This is a genomic window from Nocardia sp. CA-107356, assembly GCF_050946365.1.
Classification (GTDB): Bacteria; Actinomycetota; Actinomycetes; order Mycobacteriales; family Mycobacteriaceae; genus Nocardia.
The window spans coordinates 5,784,168-5,801,185 of the sequence record NZ_CP191992.1 but is presented as its reverse complement, the minus strand read 5'-3'; the positions used below and the strand labels follow the sequence as shown (position 1 = coordinate 5,801,185).

The window sequence follows — 17,018 nt, the reverse complement described above, 5'->3', positions numbered from 1 at the left end:
CCTCGTCACAGATGGCCCCGGAGATGGGATGTGTTGCCGGGGTGCAGGACTGGCCGCTGGGAAGCGGCGGGTGGCGGCAGTAGCGCTATTATCAGCCGTGTGGACACCACCGTCCCGGGGGAGAGGAGGCACCCGACCCGACCGCATCTCACGCGTGCGGAACACGGAAACCCTGTCGGGGTCCAGCGACCGCTGGTAAGCCGACCGCGAGGAAGGCCCAATTCCCCGGCAGGAACAGGATGTCCACGAAGCAACGCCGGCAGCCGAAAGGCAGCAGGAAACCGGGACAACACGGCTGATCTTCCACGGTCGTCCCGCATAACTGGCCGGATACGGTCCTGGTGGCCCGGCCTGAAAGGGCGCTGACATGGACTGGTGAGTCTTTGACGATTCTTTGTGAGCGGCAACCGAACCGAAGGAGAAGTTGGACGCCATGGCAACCGAGGTGGTCGCGGTGACCGCGACTGGGGTGTTTGTGGTGAACGGACCGGAGGACGATCCCGACGGTGAGACCGGCATCTACATCAGGTGGTGCGACGCCGAGGACAACGTAGTGCGTCTCGGGCAACGGATTTTCAAGGCAACGCAGGCCGGAGATTTCCGCAAGGCCGGGAATCTTCAGAAGTTGTTGCTACGCAGCCTGTCCAACACGCTGATCAGCGTGCGGCAGGTCGCGCAGCGCAACAGGGCCGCGCGACCCCAGGGATCGACGGCGAGGTCGCTTTCACGCGTCCTGCCGTGGCCAAGCTGGTAACCGCCGTCCATCGGACGCGCGGGAGCTGGCGGCCCCTGCCGGTCAAGCGGGTGTATATCCCGAAGGCACGCAGCAAAACCAAGCTGCGCCCGCTCGGCATTCCTGTGCTGATGGACCGGTGCCACCAGGCTCGGGTCCGCCATGCGCTCGAGCCCGAATGGGAAGCCCGGTTTGAGCCCCGTTCCTATGGGTTCAGGCCGGGACGCAGTTGCCAGGACGCGCAGGAGGCGATCTTCAATACGTTGCGCGGCAAGACCGCCCGGCGATTGTGGATTCTTGACGCGGATCTGGAATCGGCGTTCGATCGAATCGATCATGACCACCTTCTCGCCCGGCTCGGGTCGTTCCCCGCGCGGGGACTGATCCGCGGCTGGCTCGAGGCGGGAGTGTTCGAGCGCGGCAAGGGGTTCGCGCCGACCGAGCGGGGCAGCCCGCAAGGCGGCGTGCTTACGCCTCCAACGCAGTTGGCAACTTCTGCTTCGACGTGACGCTGAGTTATCGGCGGCTGGAACGGCCGCGTCGTGTTCCGGGGACGGTGTGACGTGTCCGGTAGTAGGTTTATGTCGTGGCTGGAAGTCGTTGCGACGCTGCTGAATTCGCTTGCCGTGTCAACGCGGCTGCGGAGTTGGTGGATGGTGGTGTGCCGGTGGCCGATGCTGCGCGCGGGTTGGCGGATCGGTTCGGGTGTTCGCTGCGGCAGGCCCGCCGCTACGTGGATCGCGCGGTCGCCGACGGTCCGATACCGGTCGCGGAACCCACGGTGGTGTTCAGCGTCAAACTCAAACTCCCTGGGGCACTGGCTGTTCGGGTGCGTGAACACGCACGGGACTCCGGTAGCACGCTGTCGGAGGTGGTGTCGCAGGCGTTGGCGGATCACTTGGTGCGGGGCCGGGCGCGGCCCCAGCCCCGGTGAACGAGAGGCGGGTCGAGACGGAGTTCGTGTTCGACCGGCACGCGGCCACGGATGTGTCGGTGGCCTACGAGATATTGGTTCCGCAACGTCGAGCCCGCATCACGCGGGCTCAGGAAGGACTGCCACCACGTGAGCAGCACGGTGATCTACGCCCGGGTGTCCTCGGCCCGGCAGAAGAAGAACGAGACGATCGGCTCGCAGATCGCGGCCCTGCGCGCCCACGCCGAGCACCTCGGGCTCGCGGTGCCTGAGGAGTGGATCTTCGCCGACGACGGCCACTCCGGCGCCACCCTGGTCCGGCCGGCGCTGGAACGGCTGCGAGACCTGGTCGCCGGGGTCGGGGTCGAGGTGGTGTTGTGCTACTCGCCGGACCGGCTGGCCCGCAAGTTCGCCTACCAGGCATTGCTGATCGAGGAATTCACCCGCGCGGGAACGAGAGTCGAGTTCGTCAACGGCCCGCGCGGCGACTCCCCGGAGGATCAGTTGCTGGTGCAGTTCCAGGGCATGTTCGCCGAATACGAGAAAGCCCAGATCATGGAGCGTTACCGGCGCGGCAAGACCCACCGCGCCAAGACCGGGTCGGTCAACGTGCTCTCCGGCGCTCCCTACGGCTACCGCTACCTGCGCCGCAACGACCACAGTGGCGCGGTCTACGAGATCGTCGAGCACGAAGCGGCGCTGGTCGCGGAGCTGTTCCGTCGTTACGCCGACGACGGCGCCTCGCTCGCCGAGCTGACACGCTGGCTCACCGACGACCCAGCGACACCGACCCGGACCGGCAAACAGCGGTGGGACCGCTCGACGGTGTGGGGGATGCTGCGCAACCCCGCCTACGCCGGTCGCGCAGTGTTCGGCAAGACCATGGTCGTGCACGAATCGCCCAGTCTGAACAGGGCCGCACGGCTGGCCGGGCGCGAGACCCCGAAAGCGTCGAAGACGGTCGATCGGCCACGCGAGGAGTGGACCGAGATCCCGGTCCCAGCGATCGTCACCGACGAAACCTTCGAACGAGTCGCGCAGCGACTGGCCGACAACAAACGATTCGCCTCGCGCAACAGCAAGGACCCGTCGCTGCTGCAGGGCCTGGCCGCCTGCGCGGGCTGCGGATACGGCTACTACCGCACCTCCACCCGCACCACGAACAAGAAGATCTACTACTACCGGTGCCTGGGCTCGGACGACTACCGCTACGAAGGCGGCCGGGTCTGCACGAACAAACCGGTCCGCGCGGACTACCTCGACACCGTCGTCTGGGACCACATCACCGCCCTGCTGGCCGACCCGCAACTGATCCGCACCGAGATCGACAAACGACTCAAGACCGCGAAAACCTCCGATCCCGTTGCTACGCAACGCAAAAGGCTCGACACCGCGCTGACCAAGGCCCGCTCGGGCATCGCCGCGATGATCGAGGCGTTCGGCGAACAACTGATCACCATCGACGAGCTGCGCGCCCGCATGCCCGACCTGCGCGCCCGAGAAACCAACCTGCGCAACCAGATCGACGCCCTGGACGCCCAGCTCGCCGACCGCAACGCCTACCTCGCCCTCGCCGCGGACCTGCAAGGATTCCTCACCCAACTCAACAACACCGCCGAAACCGCCACCGTCGACGAACGCCGCCGCGTGCTGAAGCTGCTGGTCAAAGACGTCCTCATCGGACCTGAGAAGATCACCATCCGCCACCGCATCCCCATCCGCGAACGCACCAACAGCGACACCCCAGCCACCGGCACCGACCAGGAGGGCGAACATTGCCAACTGCGTTGGAGGCGTAATATCCCCGTTGCTCCTGAACGTCGTGTTGCATGGCCTGGAGGAGGCCGCTGGCGTCCGTTACCTCACCTCCGGCGTGGATGCCGGGGACGTGCGGCGCGATAGCCCGGTGCTCATCAGATACGCCGACGAGGTGCTCGCCCTGTGTCATTCGCGGGAACAAGCCGAGCAGGTCAAGATGCGGATGGCGGCATGGCTGCGACCCCGGGGACTGGCCTTCAACGAGGCCAAGACACGCATCGTCGCCGCGAGCGAGGGATGTGACTTCCTGGGGTTCAACATTCGCCGCTATCCCAACGGCAAACTGCTGATCAAACCGAGCGCAGCGGCCATCGGACGGGTCCGGGAACGGCTCGCGGCTGAGGTTCGCTCACTGCGTGGTGACAACGCGGTAGCGGTGATCGCCGCGCTCAACCCCATCATCCGGGGCTGGGCCGCCTACTACCGGGGCGCGGTGTCCGGAGAGGTGTTCAACGCGTTGGACGCCTACGTATGGAGGCTCACTTACCGGTGGGCGCTGCGCGGGCACCGTAACAAGTCGAAGTGGTGGGTCGTCGGCCACCACTTCGGCGCGTTTCATCCGTTCAGGAACGACAGGTGGGTTTTCGGCGACCGCGCGAGTGGTGCCTACCTAATCAAGTTCTCCTGGACACGGATCGTTCGGCACCAGATGGTCAAGGGCCGGGCCTCACCATATGACCCGGCGCTGGCCGAGTACTGGAGGAAACGGCGTGACAAGAACCCACCGCCGCTGGGTCGGGCCACGCTGCGGCTGCTGCAGATTCAGCAGGGGCGCTGCCCGAACTGCGGTGACTACCTTCTGCACGCCGATCACCATCCAGCCACACCCACCGAATGGGAACAATGGCTGGCCGCTACCCGCAAAGCGATCACCAAGCACGCGATCGCTACAGCGGACGGCGAAACGCCGGACGACCACCCCCGCCTGATACACGCACACTGCCGACCAGACCCCACCGGGTCCAACGGCACCCGCCCCACAGCCTGCCTGCCCTCGCGGCTCGCTTGAGCCGTGTGCGGCGACGAGTCGCTTGCACGGTTCTTAGGGGGGACCGCCGCCGAAATGCGGCGGTCCTACCCGACCGGGCGGTGCGACTCCGCCCGGCTACTCACCTGGTCGTCTGCTGCTACTCCGAACAGCAAGCCGAACAGGTCAAAACGGGGCTTGCCGAGTGGCTGGCTCCGAGGGGTCTGGTCTTCAACGAGGAAAAGACGCGCATCGTCCACCTCGAAAAGGGCTATGATTTCCTCGGGTTCAATATTCGCCGCTATCGCCGCGGTGGCCGACCGGGCAAGCTGCTGATCAAGCCGAGCCCGAAGGCGGTCAAACGGATTCGTGCGCGACTGGCCGAGGAGATGCATGGGTTACGCGGCTCCAACGCCAAGGCGGTCATCGCCCGGATGAACCCGATCATCCGGGGCTGGTCCGCCTATTATCGGGGTGCGGTGTCCAGCAAGGTTTTCCGATCGCTGGACCACTATATGTGGCAGCTCACCTTCGGGTGGGCGCGCCGCACGCACCCGAGGAAGTCGGGCACATGGATCGCGCGCCGCTATTACGGCCGGTTCAACAAGTTCAGGAACGACCGGTGGGTGTTCGGTGATCCCGGCATCCCGTCGGACCGAGCCCGCGAGAACACCGCATGCCTGGTGAAGTTCTCCTGGACTCCCATCGTCCGACACGTCCTGGTCACCGGACGGGCTTCACCCGATGACCCGGACCTGACCCGATACTGGGTCAACCGGCGGCGCAGGATCACACCTGTACTGGACAGCTACAACCTGCGCCTGCTCGCCAGGTAGGACGGACGCTGCCCACTATGCGCGGATCACCTGCTCACCGCCGACCAACCCCCACAATCGCCCTACGAATGGGAACGATGGTGGCTGGGCACCGTCAAACGGGCCATCATCGCCGACCATCTGACCCACCACGGACGAGCGGGCTCGTGGACGACACACGCCTCGTGCACGCCTCCTGCAACCGGAGCCTGCGGGTCCGGATGCGCAGGAGCCCAACAGATTCCGCAACCGCGCCGCCCTCGCGGCTTGCTTGAGCCGTGTGCCGCGACGAGTGGCACGCACGGTTCTGAGGGAGGGCCGCCGCCGCAATGCGGCGGCCCCACCCGACATGACCGGGAGGGAGTACCTTCCCGGATGATCTGAAAGACAACGGGTTTCGATCGCCTGGCGCGCCAACGCCGGGCGGGAAGGTATGTCCCATGCTCAAGGTAATCGACGGTGGCGCCGAGTCCAATCAGGACGGCGCGTCGGGGAATGTGTCGGGTTCGCCGATCGATGAGATCGTGCGCGAGGGCGCACGGCGGATGCTCGCAGCAGCGTTGCGAGCCGAGGTCGCTGCTTATATCGACCAGTTCGCCGGCCACGTGGACGAGAACGGCCACCGGCTGGTGGTGCGCAACGGCTACCACGCCGAACGGCAGGTGCTCACTGCCGCCGGTGCGGTCAGTGTGAAGGCGCCGCGGGTCGACGACCGCCGCGTCGATGCTGAAACCGGTGAGCGCCAACGGTTCTCCTCGGCGATCCCGCCCGCCTGGTGTCGCCGCTCCCCGCAGGTCAGCGAGGTGCTGCCGCTGCTGTATCTGCACGGGCTGTCCACCGGTGACTTCGGTCCCGCGCTCGAGCAGTTCCTCGGTTCCGGGGCCGGATTGTCGGCGGCCTCGATCACCCGGCTGACCGCGTCGTGGCAGAGGCGAAAGCGGTCGCCGCCCACGACCTCTCAGGCACCGATTACGTGTATCTGTGGGTCGATGGCATCCACACCAAAGTCCGGTTGGAGCAGGAGAAACTCTGTTTGCTGGTGATGCTCGGCGTCCGCGCCGACGGCCGCAAGGAGTTGGTCGCGATCAGCGACGGCTATCGCGAATCCACCGAATCCTGGGCCGATCTATTGCGGGACTGCCGTCGTCGCGGCATGACCGCGCCGGTGCTGGCGGTCGGTGATGGCGCGCTCGGGTTCTGGCGGGCGTTGCGGGATGTTTTCCCACAGACCCGCGAGCAACGCTGCTGGTTCCACAGGGACTGTAAGGAATCAAGGTGTCGAGTCGGCTGTGTTGGTGTCCGATCGTGGTATTGCGGCGAGAAGGTCTGCGGCGGTGCGGAATCGGGTGGGCGCGGGGGTGATGGTGGTGCCGTCCTGTTCGAGGAGGGGGCTGACCAGGAGGGCTGCGTTGCCGATGGTGCCGCGGCTGACGCCGAACAGTTCGGCGAGGGTCTCGCGGGTGCAGAGTTTGCGGTGCAGCAGCACTGTCGCCAGGACTCTGTCGGCGTCGGTGATCTTCTCGACGAAGACTCCGCCGCGTGCGCCGGGCATGCGTTCGCCGCCGCGGCGAGTGTGCCGGTATCGCTCGGTCACGGCGGCCTGCCGGGGAGCGAGGCGTTCGATGAGGTGGTGGAGTTTGTGCTGGGGCATTCCGGTCAGGGCCGGTTCGGACAGTACCGGTGACGGCGGTGGGGTGGGTCCGGGTTCAGACCTGTCGTGTAGGAACGTGCGGACGGCCGTGGCGCTGGTGAAGCGCAGTTGTGTGGCCGGGGTGACGCGATGATCGTGCTCGTCGAGGAGTGCGCGGGTTTCGGCGATGATTTCACCGATCGAGTTCGGGTTGAATTCGAGCAGTTCGGACAGCACCTTCTGCGAGCAGAGTTGGCGCAGGTAGACGATGGTGATCAGTACGCCCGCCGCATCGGAGAGCAGACGTCTGCTACCGGCTCCGGGCGCATGGCGACGTCGGCCACCGCGCTGTTGCCAGCGGCGTTGCGCCGCGCGGGCGGCCTGGCCCGGCGCCAGCTGTGCTGACAGTTCGTCCAGTTCGACGCGCGTCATGCCGGTCACGCGCGGGTCGGTGAGCAGTTCCAGCACCTCGGCCCGGGCGCGGTCACGATCTTGCACGTGTTCGGAGGCAGTGGCCCCGGTGGGTGCGATGGTGTAGTTCCAGCTGCCGTGCCAACTATGCGGCTGAACCGGGAGCGCTTGGAACTGTTCGGTATTGACCGCGATGCCGGTCGGGTAGTCGCCGGTGTCGAGTTCGGCGTGAACGCGCAGGCCGGTGCGGGTGCGGGTCGAGGCGATGGTGTTGACCACGACCTCGTGGCTGGTCAGTGGTCGGCCCCGCCAGTTCATGGTGATTTGAGAGAACAGTCGATGCTCGATCTTGTTCCATTTGCTGATGCCGGCGGGAAGTGGCAGACGGTGATCGCCAGCCCGGTCTCGGCGGCCAGCGCGGCCTTCCACGACCGGTAGCGGTAGCTGTTGGAACCACCCGCGTCCGCGGTGATCAGCAACTTGCTCGGCTGCGGGTAGTCCTGGCATCCACGGTTGTGCCACCAGCGGCGGATCGAGGCCACCGCGAACGCGGAGGTGTCGTGGTCGACCCCGACGTTGACCCAGCCCGCGTCGGCGGCCAGGTCGTAGACGCCATATGGGATCGCCTGCGCCACATCGGGTCCCGTGAAGAAGAAGCTGTGGTCTTCCACCTCAATCGGTTCGCCTTGCGGCCGCCATTCCCGCCCGCCGTTGGGCAACCGACCCAGTTGTTCTTTCTTCTTCGAATCAACGCTGATCACAGGCTCGCCGGCGCCGAGGTGTTCCTTGACCTGCTCGTTGATGTAACGGAATTGCCCGTCCCGGTCCGGATGCTGGCGTCCCTCCAGTGTTTTGGCGTTCGCCTGCATGCTGAAACCATTGTCCCACAACAGTTTACCAACCGTCGGTGCGGAGACTGGATGTCCCTGCCGGGTCAGTTCCTCGGCCAGATGCCGCAGAGATTTGGTCGTCCACCGCAACGGTGACTCCGGATCGCCACGCTCGTCTGGCTCAACGAGCCGCAGCAGCGCCGCCAAGAGCTGCGGATCGACCTCGTCGGCGGGCTTGCGGCCCCCCGCCGACGCGTCGCACCCGCCCCTCGGGCAACGGCGCCCTGGCCGGACTCCAACTCGAAAACGCCCTCGCGGACCGTGGTTTCGCTGACTCCCGCGATCCGGGCCACCGTCCGCACACCACCATGTCCCAGCAGTCCGCTTCGGTGGCCAGCGTCAGACGCCTCTGACGCTCGTTCAGGTGAGGCAACAGCACATCAAACCGCTCCTACAACCGCTCGACATCCTCCCTCACCGCCCCCATAGCACTCCGAAACACCTTGCACCACAAAACAACACGTTATTACCTTACAGTCCCACAAATCCGCGAATGTGCTTGCCTCGTTGCCGAATCGGCGCATCCAGGCGCGATAGCGGCGATGAAGGAGATCTACAACGCCGAGGATATCGACAAGGCCCAGATCGCGATCAAGGCATTCGACATCGATTACGGCGCAAAGTATCCCAAAGCGGTGGCGAAGATCGTCGATGATGCCAACGGTGGGCAGCTCGTGTCGGGTGTTGGTCTAGCGTGGCACACTTCATCGCCTGCTGGACTACCAAGCATGGCGTTCCGTACGCTGTGCCCGCCGCGTCCTGGGTGGGGCCTTCTGACGAGTCTCAGCAAGTAACGTGTTCCTCGAGAAGGAACGCAGCCCCAAACCCGGAACGGGGGCTTTTACCTGTGTTGGACAGTCCAGTAGAGGCCGAGTTGGGTCCGGCTGCGACAGCCTGTGGCGATAAGCGCCTGTGAAATGTGCTTTTTCACGGTGTCGACGCCGATGAAGAACTCACGGGCAATCTCGGTGTTGGTTAAGCCTTTGGCAACGAGTGCGACGACGTCGGCTTGTCGTGGCGTCAACCTGGACGCGGTCAACCCGGTCGGATTGACTGTCCGAATTAATTCGTCGGTGTGCCAGCGGACGAGATTGCCCAGGTGACGCCGGAGAAGCTCGACCAGTTGCAGATCGACCGGGCCGAACGCGCCGGACTCGGGATCCATCACTCCCATCATCACGACGGAGGTCGGCGATAGGCGGAGGTTGACGGCCAGTTCCGCGTGGATACCGTTCCGGAACAGCCAGTCATTCGTGAAGCGGGCGAAACCTTCGGTCCGCAGCCGTGGTATTTGATCCAGCGAAATCACAGGCTGGCGGCGAATCAGATTCAGGGCGGGAGGCTCAGCGAAGACGTTGTGCCGATAGAATGTCTCGAGGTACGACTCGATCATTCGCTCGGAGATGCCGTGCCCGACCATTCCCCGATCTTGGCGACACAACTCAACCGTGGGACCGGCTAGGAACAACGTGTGCCGATAGCCGAGATGGCGTGCCATCCCTTCCACCGTACTGTGGCGAAAGGTCTCCAGGTTCGGAGCAGTCTGACAATCCTCGAGAACGCGAAGCACTCCGTCCAGGTGCTTAGAGTCGAGCAGCGAATTCATTGTCGATATCACACTCCCGATACCGCGCCCATCAAGGATTCAGGCTGCCGATTGGCCAGGTTTTACCTGTGTTGGACAGTCCCAGTAGAGGTCGAGTTGGGTCCGGCTGCGACAGCCTGTGGCGACAAGTGCCTGGGAGAGGTGCTTTTTCACGGTGTCGACGCCTACGAGGAGGGGGAGGTCTTTGGCGACGAGTGCAACAACGTCGGCTTGCCGCGGCGTCAACCTGGCGGGGGCTATCGTGGCCGGATTTGGCTGTCTCGATCAGTTCGTCGGTGTGCCAGCCGACGAGATTGCCCAGGTGGCGCCCGAGGAGCCCGACCAGCTGCAGATAAATCGGGCCGAACGCGCCTGACTCGGGATCCATTACCCCCATCGCCACGACGGATATCGGCGTATAGCGCAGGACGGCAGCCAGTTCCGCGTGGATGCCGTACCGGAACAAGTAGTCATTTCTAAAACGGGCGAAACTTTCGGTCCGTGGCTGGGGGAATTGATCCAGAGAGACCACGCCCTGACGGCGAGTCAGACTCACTGCGGCAGGCTCCGCGAACACGTTATATCGATAGAACGTGTCGAGGTACGGCTCGATCATGCGCTCGACAAGGCCATGCGCCCCGGTCATTTGGGGGTCTTGGCGGCACAACTCAACCGTCGTACCGGCCATGAACAAGGCGCGCCCGCAGCCGAGATGGCGTGCCATCCCTTCCAGGGCGATGTGACGGAACGCCTCCAGGTCGGTGACGGACTCGCAGTCCTCAAGGACGCGTAGCAGGTGCCTGCCGTTCAACAACGCATTCATCGTCGATCTTGCACTTCCAACATCCGCCCCCGAGGAACCAGTGTAGAACTGTTTCCCGAGAAGAGCGACTGTGTGACCCCTGCGTGTCAGACATCCCAGGAGCTTGGATGTCAAGCGGCGGGGTGTTGGTAGCGGTGTGCCCATCCAGCGTTTCGGCTGTAGGGGGTTTTGGTTTTCAGGCAGCCGTGCAGGATTCCGACGAGCCGGTTGCCGAGCTGGCGTAGGGCGGCGTTGTGGCCGATCTCGCGGGCGCGTAGCTCGTCGTAGTAGGCGCGGGCTGCTGGGTCGTGCGGGATCGCCGCGCCTGCTTGCATATGCAGGGCGTCGACGAGGCGGTCGTTGTGGATGAATCGTGCGTGGACGGTCTTGGTTTTGCCGGATTGCCGGGTGATCGGGGCGGTGCCGGCGTAGTTCTTGCGGGATTTGGCGTCGGCGTAGCGGCCCTCGGCGTCGCCGAATTCTGCGAGCACCCGGGCGTCGGTGATCACGCCCATGCCGGGTTGGCTGAGGTAGATCTCAGCGTCCGGGTGCCGGCCAAAACACGAATCGACCTCGCCTTCGAGGATTTTGATCTGCTCGTTGAGGGTGCGCAGGACTGCGACTGTGGCGCGGACCGCCGCCGTGTAGGCGCCGGTCACTGTGTCGGCCTGGCCCGGTGCTCGGCGCGTAGCGCCGTCTGGATCGCGGCGGCCTTCGCGGGCACGTGGTGGCGTCTGGCCCGCTTGAGCGCGGCGGTGATCTGGCCGATCGTCAGCTGGGCCGCGGCGGCAGGGTCCGCGGCCTTGGCCAGCAGTTCGAGGGTGTCGGCACCGGCGAGCCCGAGAGGTTTGTATGCCTCGAGCGCGGCCGGGAAGTATTCGCGCAATGCCGTGCGCAGGCGCAGCATGTGGCGGGTGCGTTCCCAGATCAGCGTCTGATGAGCGCGGGCTGCGACCTTGACCGCTTCGGCCTCGTCGGAGTCGGCGGCGACTTGGCGCAACTGGTGGCGGCGAGTGCGTAGCATGTCGGCCAGTGTTCGGGCGTCGGCCTTGTCATCCTTGGCTCCCGACAGCGACATCAGTTCCCGGTGTCGCGCAGCCTGTTTCGGGTTGACCCCGTAGACCTGGTAGCCAGCGGCGACCAGTGCCCGTACCCACGGGCCACGATCGGTCTCGATGCACACCAGCACCTGCCCGGGATCGGAGTCCTGCGGCAGGAACCGGGCGATCAGCTCATGCAACCGAGTCATGCCGTCGATGCCCTCGGGCAGCCGGGCCGCCTTCAGCGTGCGGCCTTGTTCATCCTGTATCTCCACGTCGTGGTGGTCTTCGGCCCAGTCGTCTCCGACGAACAGCACTTATGCTCCTGAATCTGCCGTGTTCGGTTGTCAGCAGCCGACGGGAGACTCATCGCCCTAATGGACCAGTGCTCACGCCAAACCTGTTGGCGGGCACGACATCCAATAAGTTGTTTTGCTCCCGGCCACCCGGCAGGGGCACGGTCTGACACCAGAACTCGACAGTTCAGGCTGCGGGAGTGCTCACCCACCGGGGGCTACCGGCACCGAGTCTGCCCTACTGAACGACCCGGTAGATCCCATTAGGGTGAGATGAGTCCATCGGCTCACAGCCGATCAGCCTGACGCGGGGCGAGATACGGATCAACATTTCATGACCAGCACGAGGGCGTCGAGGGTCAGCGACCACCATGGACGGATGGGTTCTCAGGGGCCGCGCGGTGACGAACCGAAGCGGCGGCGCGTGTTCAGCGCTTCGGACAAGATCGCGTATCTGCAGGCGTATGAGGAGGCGGTCGAACGCGGTGAGGGCTGGGCGTATCTGCGGCAGGAGGGCCTGTATTCGTCGTTGATCAGCGAGTGGCGTAAGCAGCGTGACGCCGGGGTGCTCGAAGGCAAGAAGCCGGGCGGGAGGGTCGTGAAGCTGACTGCCGAGCACGCAGAGATTGCGCGGCTCAAGCGGGAGAACGAGCGTCTGAACAAGCGGTTGGCGACCACCGAGACTGAATCGCCTGTAAGTGTTGGAGATGGCCGGCCCGGGGCTGGCCATCTCCAACACTTACAGGCGATTCAGACCGCGCTGGACATCATGGGAAAAGCACACGCTGTCTTGGCTTGACTCTGTCGGTGATCTTGTGAGTTGCGAGATCAACTGCTGACCGCCCGCCAGGACCGTGGTCGGGGAATTCCCTTGTGGTCCAAATAGTTTTGGAAGGCTGTTGGCGGACGCGGCGGGGATGGTTCGTCTGGTAGCTGTCCTGCGCTGAGGCGTTCGATGTTCACGGCGATGGCGGTGAACACGTGCTGCAGGTGGGTTTTGGTCTGGCCGCGGTAGCGGCATCTTCTCATGCCGTGGCCGTGAGCGAATTCGCAGATGGTGCCCTCGATGCCGGAGCGGACCGCAGACCGTGTGCGCCAGGCCGGGCTCTGTTGCTCGGTGCGGGCCCGCACCTGCAGGTCGAGGAGTTCTTGCGGGGGAAAGCCCACGTTGCGGGCGCTTTCGCGGGAGGTGGTGCACTGACTGCGGGCCGGGCATGGCTGGCACTGGCCCTTGGTGAACCGAGCCACGATCAGCGGAGCCGCGGTCGGAGACGACGTCGGGTAGGGGCCGTGCCATCCCCTGCTGACCTGGCCTTGGGGACAGGTCACCTGCCGGCGGTCGAAGTCGATGCGGAAGTCGTCGCGGCCGAAGCCCTCGTTCTCGTGGTGCTGGCGGGTGGGGTTACCCGGCAGCGGCCCGGTGAGGGTGACCTGATGTTCGCGGGCCGCCTGCGCGACGTGGACCAGGAAGGTATAGCCGCCGTCGACCAGGTGCTCGGCAGGAAGCAGCCTGCGACGCTGCAAGCGGGTATGGATTCCGGGAAGCACCTGGGCATCGTGTGTGGTGGCCGGGGTCGTGACCACGTCGGTGATTACGTTGGTGCCCTCGGGTGCACAGGTTTTGGTTAGATGGACCAAGAATCCCTTCTATCTGGTGACTTGTCCCCGGCGCGCGTAGCGGGCCTGGATGTCGTAGGGAGAAACGATAGCCACCGCCGAGGGTGGCAGACCGCCGTCAGTGTCGGTGCGCCAGCGCAGGCGGTCCTTGTCATCGCGGTAGTAGTTCTGCAGGACGATCTGTCGCAGAGCCTGGGCCTGAGGGCCCGACAGGTGGTCCGGTCCGTGCTCTCGCATATGCTCCAGCAGTTGGCAGGCGTCCTCGCCGGTGGTGAGGATCCTGGTCTTGGGTCGGGTGGGGTTGCGGCCCACACGCATCTGACGGCCGTAGCGACGTCCCCATTCCTCATCGACCAGGCCGGTCAGCAGGTGCGGAGCAGCGCGGGCGAGTTCTTCGAGTGCGGCGCGGACGGCCTCGGTGATCAGCTCGAGCCGGGTCAGGTCGCGTACCACGGCCAACACGTGGGTGCAGTCGGTGCGCTGGGTGGTGCGCTCACGCACCAGTCCGGCGTCGGCGAGCCGGGCCAGGACGAGATCGAGCAGCCGGTCGGCGCGGTCTCCTTCGGCGAGCCGGTCACGGAAATCGCTCAGCACACTGTGATGGAAGCCGGGGTCGTTCAACTCCAGGGCCAGCGCGTACTTGAAGTCGATACGACAGCGCACGGCCTCGGCCACCTGCCGATCAGACAGGTCCAGCACATACTGCAGCACGCACACGGTGGCCAGCTGGGCCGGAGACAGACCCGGCCGCCCGTCACGCGGATACCAGTCGGCGAAATCCTCATTGTCCCAAAGGCTTTCGAGCCGATCACGTATCCACATCGCCGTGGTGCCGCGAGGATTGCTGGCGCGGGCTATCAGCGCCGTCAGCGGCGGGACCGTCTTGGCCGACCCGGGCCCGAGTGACATTCACCTGTTCCTTCAAGGGACGCAACAGTATTCGCGCCCCGCAGTGTGACAGCCCATCAGCCATGACACACCGAATTTCAAGATCACCGACAGAGTCACGCTGAGATCACCTCATTGACTGTCGCACGCATAGAAAACAGCCGGGACGACGGATAGATTGTTCGATCGTGGTGAGGTGACATCGGGAGTGCTAAGTTGAGGGGATGATCGTGCCCCAGTTGGGCAGTGAACGACTCGACGGCGTATTGCGCGTCCTCGAGGATTGCGAGCGCGCGGCCGACTTGGAATCGTTTCGTCACATAGCGCTTGAGGGGATGGCGCAATATCTCGGCTATCGGCACACCACGTTGGTCGTCGGTGCCACACTCGGACTGTGTTTCGCCGACGACCGAGCGGTGGTGAACGGTATCGCCGAGCGGTTGGTTGAACCGTATTTCGAGTCGTTTCCCCAGCGTGAAGTGTTTGCCGCACCGACCGTCGAGCCCGCTGTCATGTACGTTGTCCGCCGACATGACATGGTCACGTATGACCAGATCCGACGACTGCGGTTCGACCATCTCACCCGGCATCTGGGCGATGTTCTGTTCAAGAACGGCATCGGCTCGCATATCATCGTTAAAGTCCGTCAGTCGCGGACCGCTGCCGCGTTGATGGGGGTATTCGATCCTGAGCCGGGCGCGTTCACCCCGGTCGATCTGCGACTGACCGCGCTGGTCGGACGTCATCTGGGCAATCTCATCCGCTGGCACACCGACGAAACAAGCTACGTCGAGCCCCTGTTCAGCCAGCAGGTGACCGTCACGAACCTGCTGGTCCGCGGATTCACCATCCGCGAGATCGCCGGGGCGCTGGACATCGGCGTGGACACGGTGAAGAAATACATCGCCCAGGTCTTGAGGGTCACCGGCTGCCGAAGCCGTACCCAGCTGGCGCTGGCCTGGCAGCAGGGATTCGACCAAGCCATCACACACCCCGCCGACTGACCCCGCCAAATCCCAGATGGCTGCGCGGTCGCAGTGCCTCGGAGCCTGAGACGATCAGGCTGACGCTTCGCCTTCCGATCAATTAACTTTGACGACCTTGCGGCATGTAATGGGTCCACCCCTTGGCAAGCGATTTACACCGCGGTCGAAATGACCGGTTGGATGAATCGCCAGTGTAGCGATGCGCCAGCAAACCAACGGTCCCTCGTTCACCTTACTGCGGCTGCAATGAGGTGAGAGGCTGCGGTTTTCGAATTCGCATTCGGTGGCACTTGGTCGGTGAAACGATCCTGGCGCCATGTCGGTGCCCCTTAATTTCCTAGCACAGGCAATGCAGTTGCATAATGACCTCGGCTGCATTGCAGTTAGTGGTTCGGGTCGGACCGACGTCCAATGGGCGATGCTATCGCACATTCTGTTCGAGCTGGAACTTTGTGAGCAAGAGTGTGTAGCTGCTTACTGTATCGAAGTTCGCGCCCGGATTGTCAAAATATTAAGTTGCAGTATTTGGGGACGTATTTATTGAATTCCTTACGCATACAGGAATGCCGGAATGGCGCGATTGGATTCGCAAATGAATATCTGGTCTGGGTGGGACGCGGCAGCTCGTTGAATGATCACGTGCAGCCTTTTTAGGTGCTACGTCGCATCCGACACGGCCCGATACTCCTACATCTCCCCGGCTAGGTATGGCCCGAAAGTGGAATACTTCGTCGCAAGACATGGCCTGAAAGTGGAATATCTTGGCGCGGGTGCGTCGTCCATGCGTTAACGGTGGGATGCTTTGCGCGTGTTTCAGCTTTACCCGATCGATGATCTACCGCCGCTTACCAGCCGTGATCTCGACAGTATCCTGTGCGTGCTGGAGGATTGCGAGAGGGCGCACTCTGTCACGGATTTACGAAAGGCGGCGCTAGAGGGCATGGCTCGCTACTTGGGCTACAGCAACACGACGTTCCGCATGGGCGACACGTTGGATGCATGCTTTCTCGACCGGACCGCTGTCCTCAACGGTGATGTGACCCGGATGCTTCCGGCATACCTCGAAAAATGGCAACCACACGACCCGTTCGCCCAGCCTGCCGTAGTCCATCTACTCGGGCAGTATGATGTCGCGTCACTGGATTGGCTTCCGTGCCCGCGCCGAGAAAGCGTGCGTGACTACCTGGACAAATTTTTGTTCGCCAACAGAGTGCACGCCAAAGTGGTGATCCGGCTGCGTAGTTCCCAGACTAACGCCATGATCGGCTTACTAGCCCCGGAGTCGGGTACCTTCGGCCCCCGTGACCTCGCCATTGGCCGTCTCGTATCTCGGCACCTGGGTGGTCTTACGGATCTGCATCTCAAAAGGCGGACGATCATTCCTGCCGGCCTCACGCCCCGACAAGCGGAAGTCGTCGACCTCGTTGCCCAAGGCCTGACCAACGTCGAGATAGCCGAACGTCTCTACGTCGGCATCGACACGGTGAAAAAGCATCTCACACAAGCGCTTTCGGTCACCGGCTGCCGGAACCGGACAGCGCTCGCCCTCTTCTGGCTATCTGGGCGTCGATAAGCCCTGACGGGAACGTCGAGCGGTCCAGGTGATCTGTCCGCCGGATCGGACCAC

13 protein-coding genes and 4 pseudogenes are annotated in these 17,018 nt (G+C 64.2%); 11 read left to right on the top strand and 6 right to left on the bottom strand.

Annotation, left to right across the window (positions count from 1 at the left end; all coding sequences use genetic code 11):
- The first annotated feature begins 433 nt into the window (after positions 1–433).
- The 7 genes and pseudogenes from ACQP1G_RS26210 to ACQP1G_RS26180 form a co-directional block, all read left to right on the top strand.
- Positions 434–754: a reverse transcriptase N-terminal domain-containing protein gene (locus ACQP1G_RS26210; protein WP_433192216.1), complete on the top strand. Its 321-nt coding sequence runs from the start codon at positions 434–436 to the stop codon at positions 752–754.
- Positions 739–1,242 carry a reverse transcriptase domain-containing protein gene (locus ACQP1G_RS26205; RefSeq protein ID WP_433192215.1) on the top strand — a complete coding sequence of 168 codons (504 nt, stop codon included), beginning with the start codon at positions 739–741 and terminating at the stop codon, positions 1,240–1,242. Before ACQP1G_RS26210 ends, ACQP1G_RS26205 begins: the two co-directional genes overlap by 16 nt.
- Before the next feature lie 77 nt (positions 1,243–1,319).
- Complete coding sequence (locus tag ACQP1G_RS26200; RefSeq protein WP_433192214.1) at positions 1,320–1,667, top strand: hypothetical protein; 348 nt, start codon at positions 1,320–1,322, stop codon at positions 1,665–1,667.
- A 129-nt stretch (positions 1,668–1,796) separates the two neighbouring features.
- Positions 1,797–3,548 (top strand): recombinase family protein, encoded by a 1,752-nt coding sequence (locus tag ACQP1G_RS26195; protein ID WP_433192213.1) that lies wholly within the window; start codon positions 1,797–1,799, stop codon positions 3,546–3,548.
- Positions 3,469–4,473: a group II intron maturase-specific domain-containing protein gene (locus ACQP1G_RS26190; protein WP_433192212.1), complete on the top strand. Its 1,005-nt coding sequence runs from the start codon at positions 3,469–3,471 to the stop codon at positions 4,471–4,473. Before ACQP1G_RS26195 ends, ACQP1G_RS26190 begins: the two co-directional genes overlap by 80 nt.
- 80 nt (positions 4,474–4,553) lie before the next feature.
- Positions 4,554–5,267: a group II intron maturase-specific domain-containing protein gene (locus ACQP1G_RS26185; RefSeq protein WP_433192211.1), complete on the top strand. Its 714-nt coding sequence runs from the start codon at positions 4,554–4,556 to the stop codon at positions 5,265–5,267.
- 419 nt (positions 5,268–5,686) lie between these two features.
- A pseudogene (locus tag ACQP1G_RS26180) lies at positions 5,687–6,504 on the top strand (IS256 family transposase); the annotation flags it as partial.
- 12 nt (positions 6,505–6,516) lie between these two features.
- Here the strand turns inward: ACQP1G_RS26180 and ACQP1G_RS26175 are convergent.
- Positions 6,517–8,556, bottom strand: a pseudogene (locus ACQP1G_RS26175) (ISAzo13 family transposase).
- A 101-nt stretch (positions 8,557–8,657) separates the two neighbouring features.
- On the opposite strand from ACQP1G_RS26175, the pseudogene ACQP1G_RS26170 reads away from it, so the two are divergent.
- Positions 8,658–8,833: pseudogene (locus tag ACQP1G_RS26170) on the top strand (transposase); the annotation flags it as partial.
- Between the two features lie 185 nt (positions 8,834–9,018).
- On the opposite strand, the gene ACQP1G_RS26165 reads toward ACQP1G_RS26170, so the two are convergent.
- The 3 genes and pseudogenes from ACQP1G_RS26165 to ACQP1G_RS26155 form a co-directional block, all read right to left on the bottom strand.
- Positions 9,019–9,783: a response regulator transcription factor gene (locus ACQP1G_RS26165; protein ID WP_433192210.1), complete on the bottom strand. Its 765-nt coding sequence runs from the start codon at positions 9,781–9,783 to the stop codon at positions 9,019–9,021.
- Between the two features lie 31 nt (positions 9,784–9,814).
- Entirely contained in the window at positions 9,815–10,585 is a 771-nt protein-coding gene (locus ACQP1G_RS26160; RefSeq protein WP_433192209.1) for a hypothetical protein, read from the bottom strand.
- A 110-nt stretch (positions 10,586–10,695) separates the two neighbouring features.
- Positions 10,696–11,921, bottom strand: a pseudogene (locus tag ACQP1G_RS26155) (IS110 family transposase).
- Positions 11,922–12,279: 358 nt separating this feature from the next.
- On the opposite strand from ACQP1G_RS26155, the gene ACQP1G_RS26150 reads away from it, so the two are divergent.
- Positions 12,280–12,699, top strand: a complete 420-nt coding sequence (locus ACQP1G_RS26150; protein ID WP_433192208.1) for a hypothetical protein — start codon at positions 12,280–12,282, stop codon at positions 12,697–12,699.
- A gap of 29 nt (positions 12,700–12,728) precedes the next feature.
- Here the strand turns inward: ACQP1G_RS26150 and ACQP1G_RS26145 are convergent, their stop codons facing one another.
- Positions 12,729–13,538: a transposase gene (locus ACQP1G_RS26145; protein WP_433192207.1), complete on the bottom strand. Its 810-nt coding sequence runs from the start codon at positions 13,536–13,538 to the stop codon at positions 12,729–12,731.
- Positions 13,539–13,547: 9 nt separating this feature from the next.
- Positions 13,548–14,426 carry a transposase gene (locus ACQP1G_RS26140; protein WP_433192206.1) on the bottom strand — a complete coding sequence of 293 codons (879 nt, stop codon included), beginning with the start codon at positions 14,424–14,426 and terminating at the stop codon, positions 13,548–13,550.
- Positions 14,427–14,824: 398 nt separating this feature from the next.
- On the opposite strand from ACQP1G_RS26140, the gene ACQP1G_RS26135 reads away from it, so the two are divergent.
- Together ACQP1G_RS26135 and ACQP1G_RS26130 are read left to right on the top strand one after the other, a co-directional pair.
- Positions 14,825–15,409, top strand: a complete 585-nt coding sequence (locus ACQP1G_RS26135) for a helix-turn-helix transcriptional regulator (RefSeq protein WP_433192205.1) — start codon at positions 14,825–14,827, stop codon at positions 15,407–15,409.
- A gap of 790 nt (positions 15,410–16,199) precedes the next feature.
- A complete protein-coding gene (locus tag ACQP1G_RS26130; protein ID WP_433192204.1) occupies positions 16,200–16,964 on the top strand; it encodes a response regulator transcription factor in 765 nt (254 codons plus the stop codon).
- Positions 16,965–17,018: the final 54 nt, after the last annotated feature.

Excerpts from the sequence above, each read along its gene's own strand:
- ACQP1G_RS26165 (WP_433192210.1), bottom strand. The coding sequence starts at position 9,783 with ATGAATTCGCTGCTCGACTCTAAGCACCTGGACGGAGTGCTTCGCGTT.
- ACQP1G_RS26140 (WP_433192206.1), bottom strand. The coding sequence starts at position 14,426 with ATGTCACTCGGGCCCGGGTCGGCCAAGACGGTCCCGCCGCTGACGGCG.
- ACQP1G_RS26210 (WP_433192216.1), top strand. The coding sequence starts at position 434 with ATGGCAACCGAGGTGGTCGCGGTGACCGCGACTGGGGTGTTTGTGGTG.
- ACQP1G_RS26150 (WP_433192208.1), top strand. The coding sequence starts at position 12,280 with ATGGGTTCTCAGGGGCCGCGCGGTGACGAACCGAAGCGGCGGCGCGTG.
- ACQP1G_RS26160 (WP_433192209.1), bottom strand. The coding sequence starts at position 10,585 with ATGAATGCGTTGTTGAACGGCAGGCACCTGCTACGCGTCCTTGAGGAC.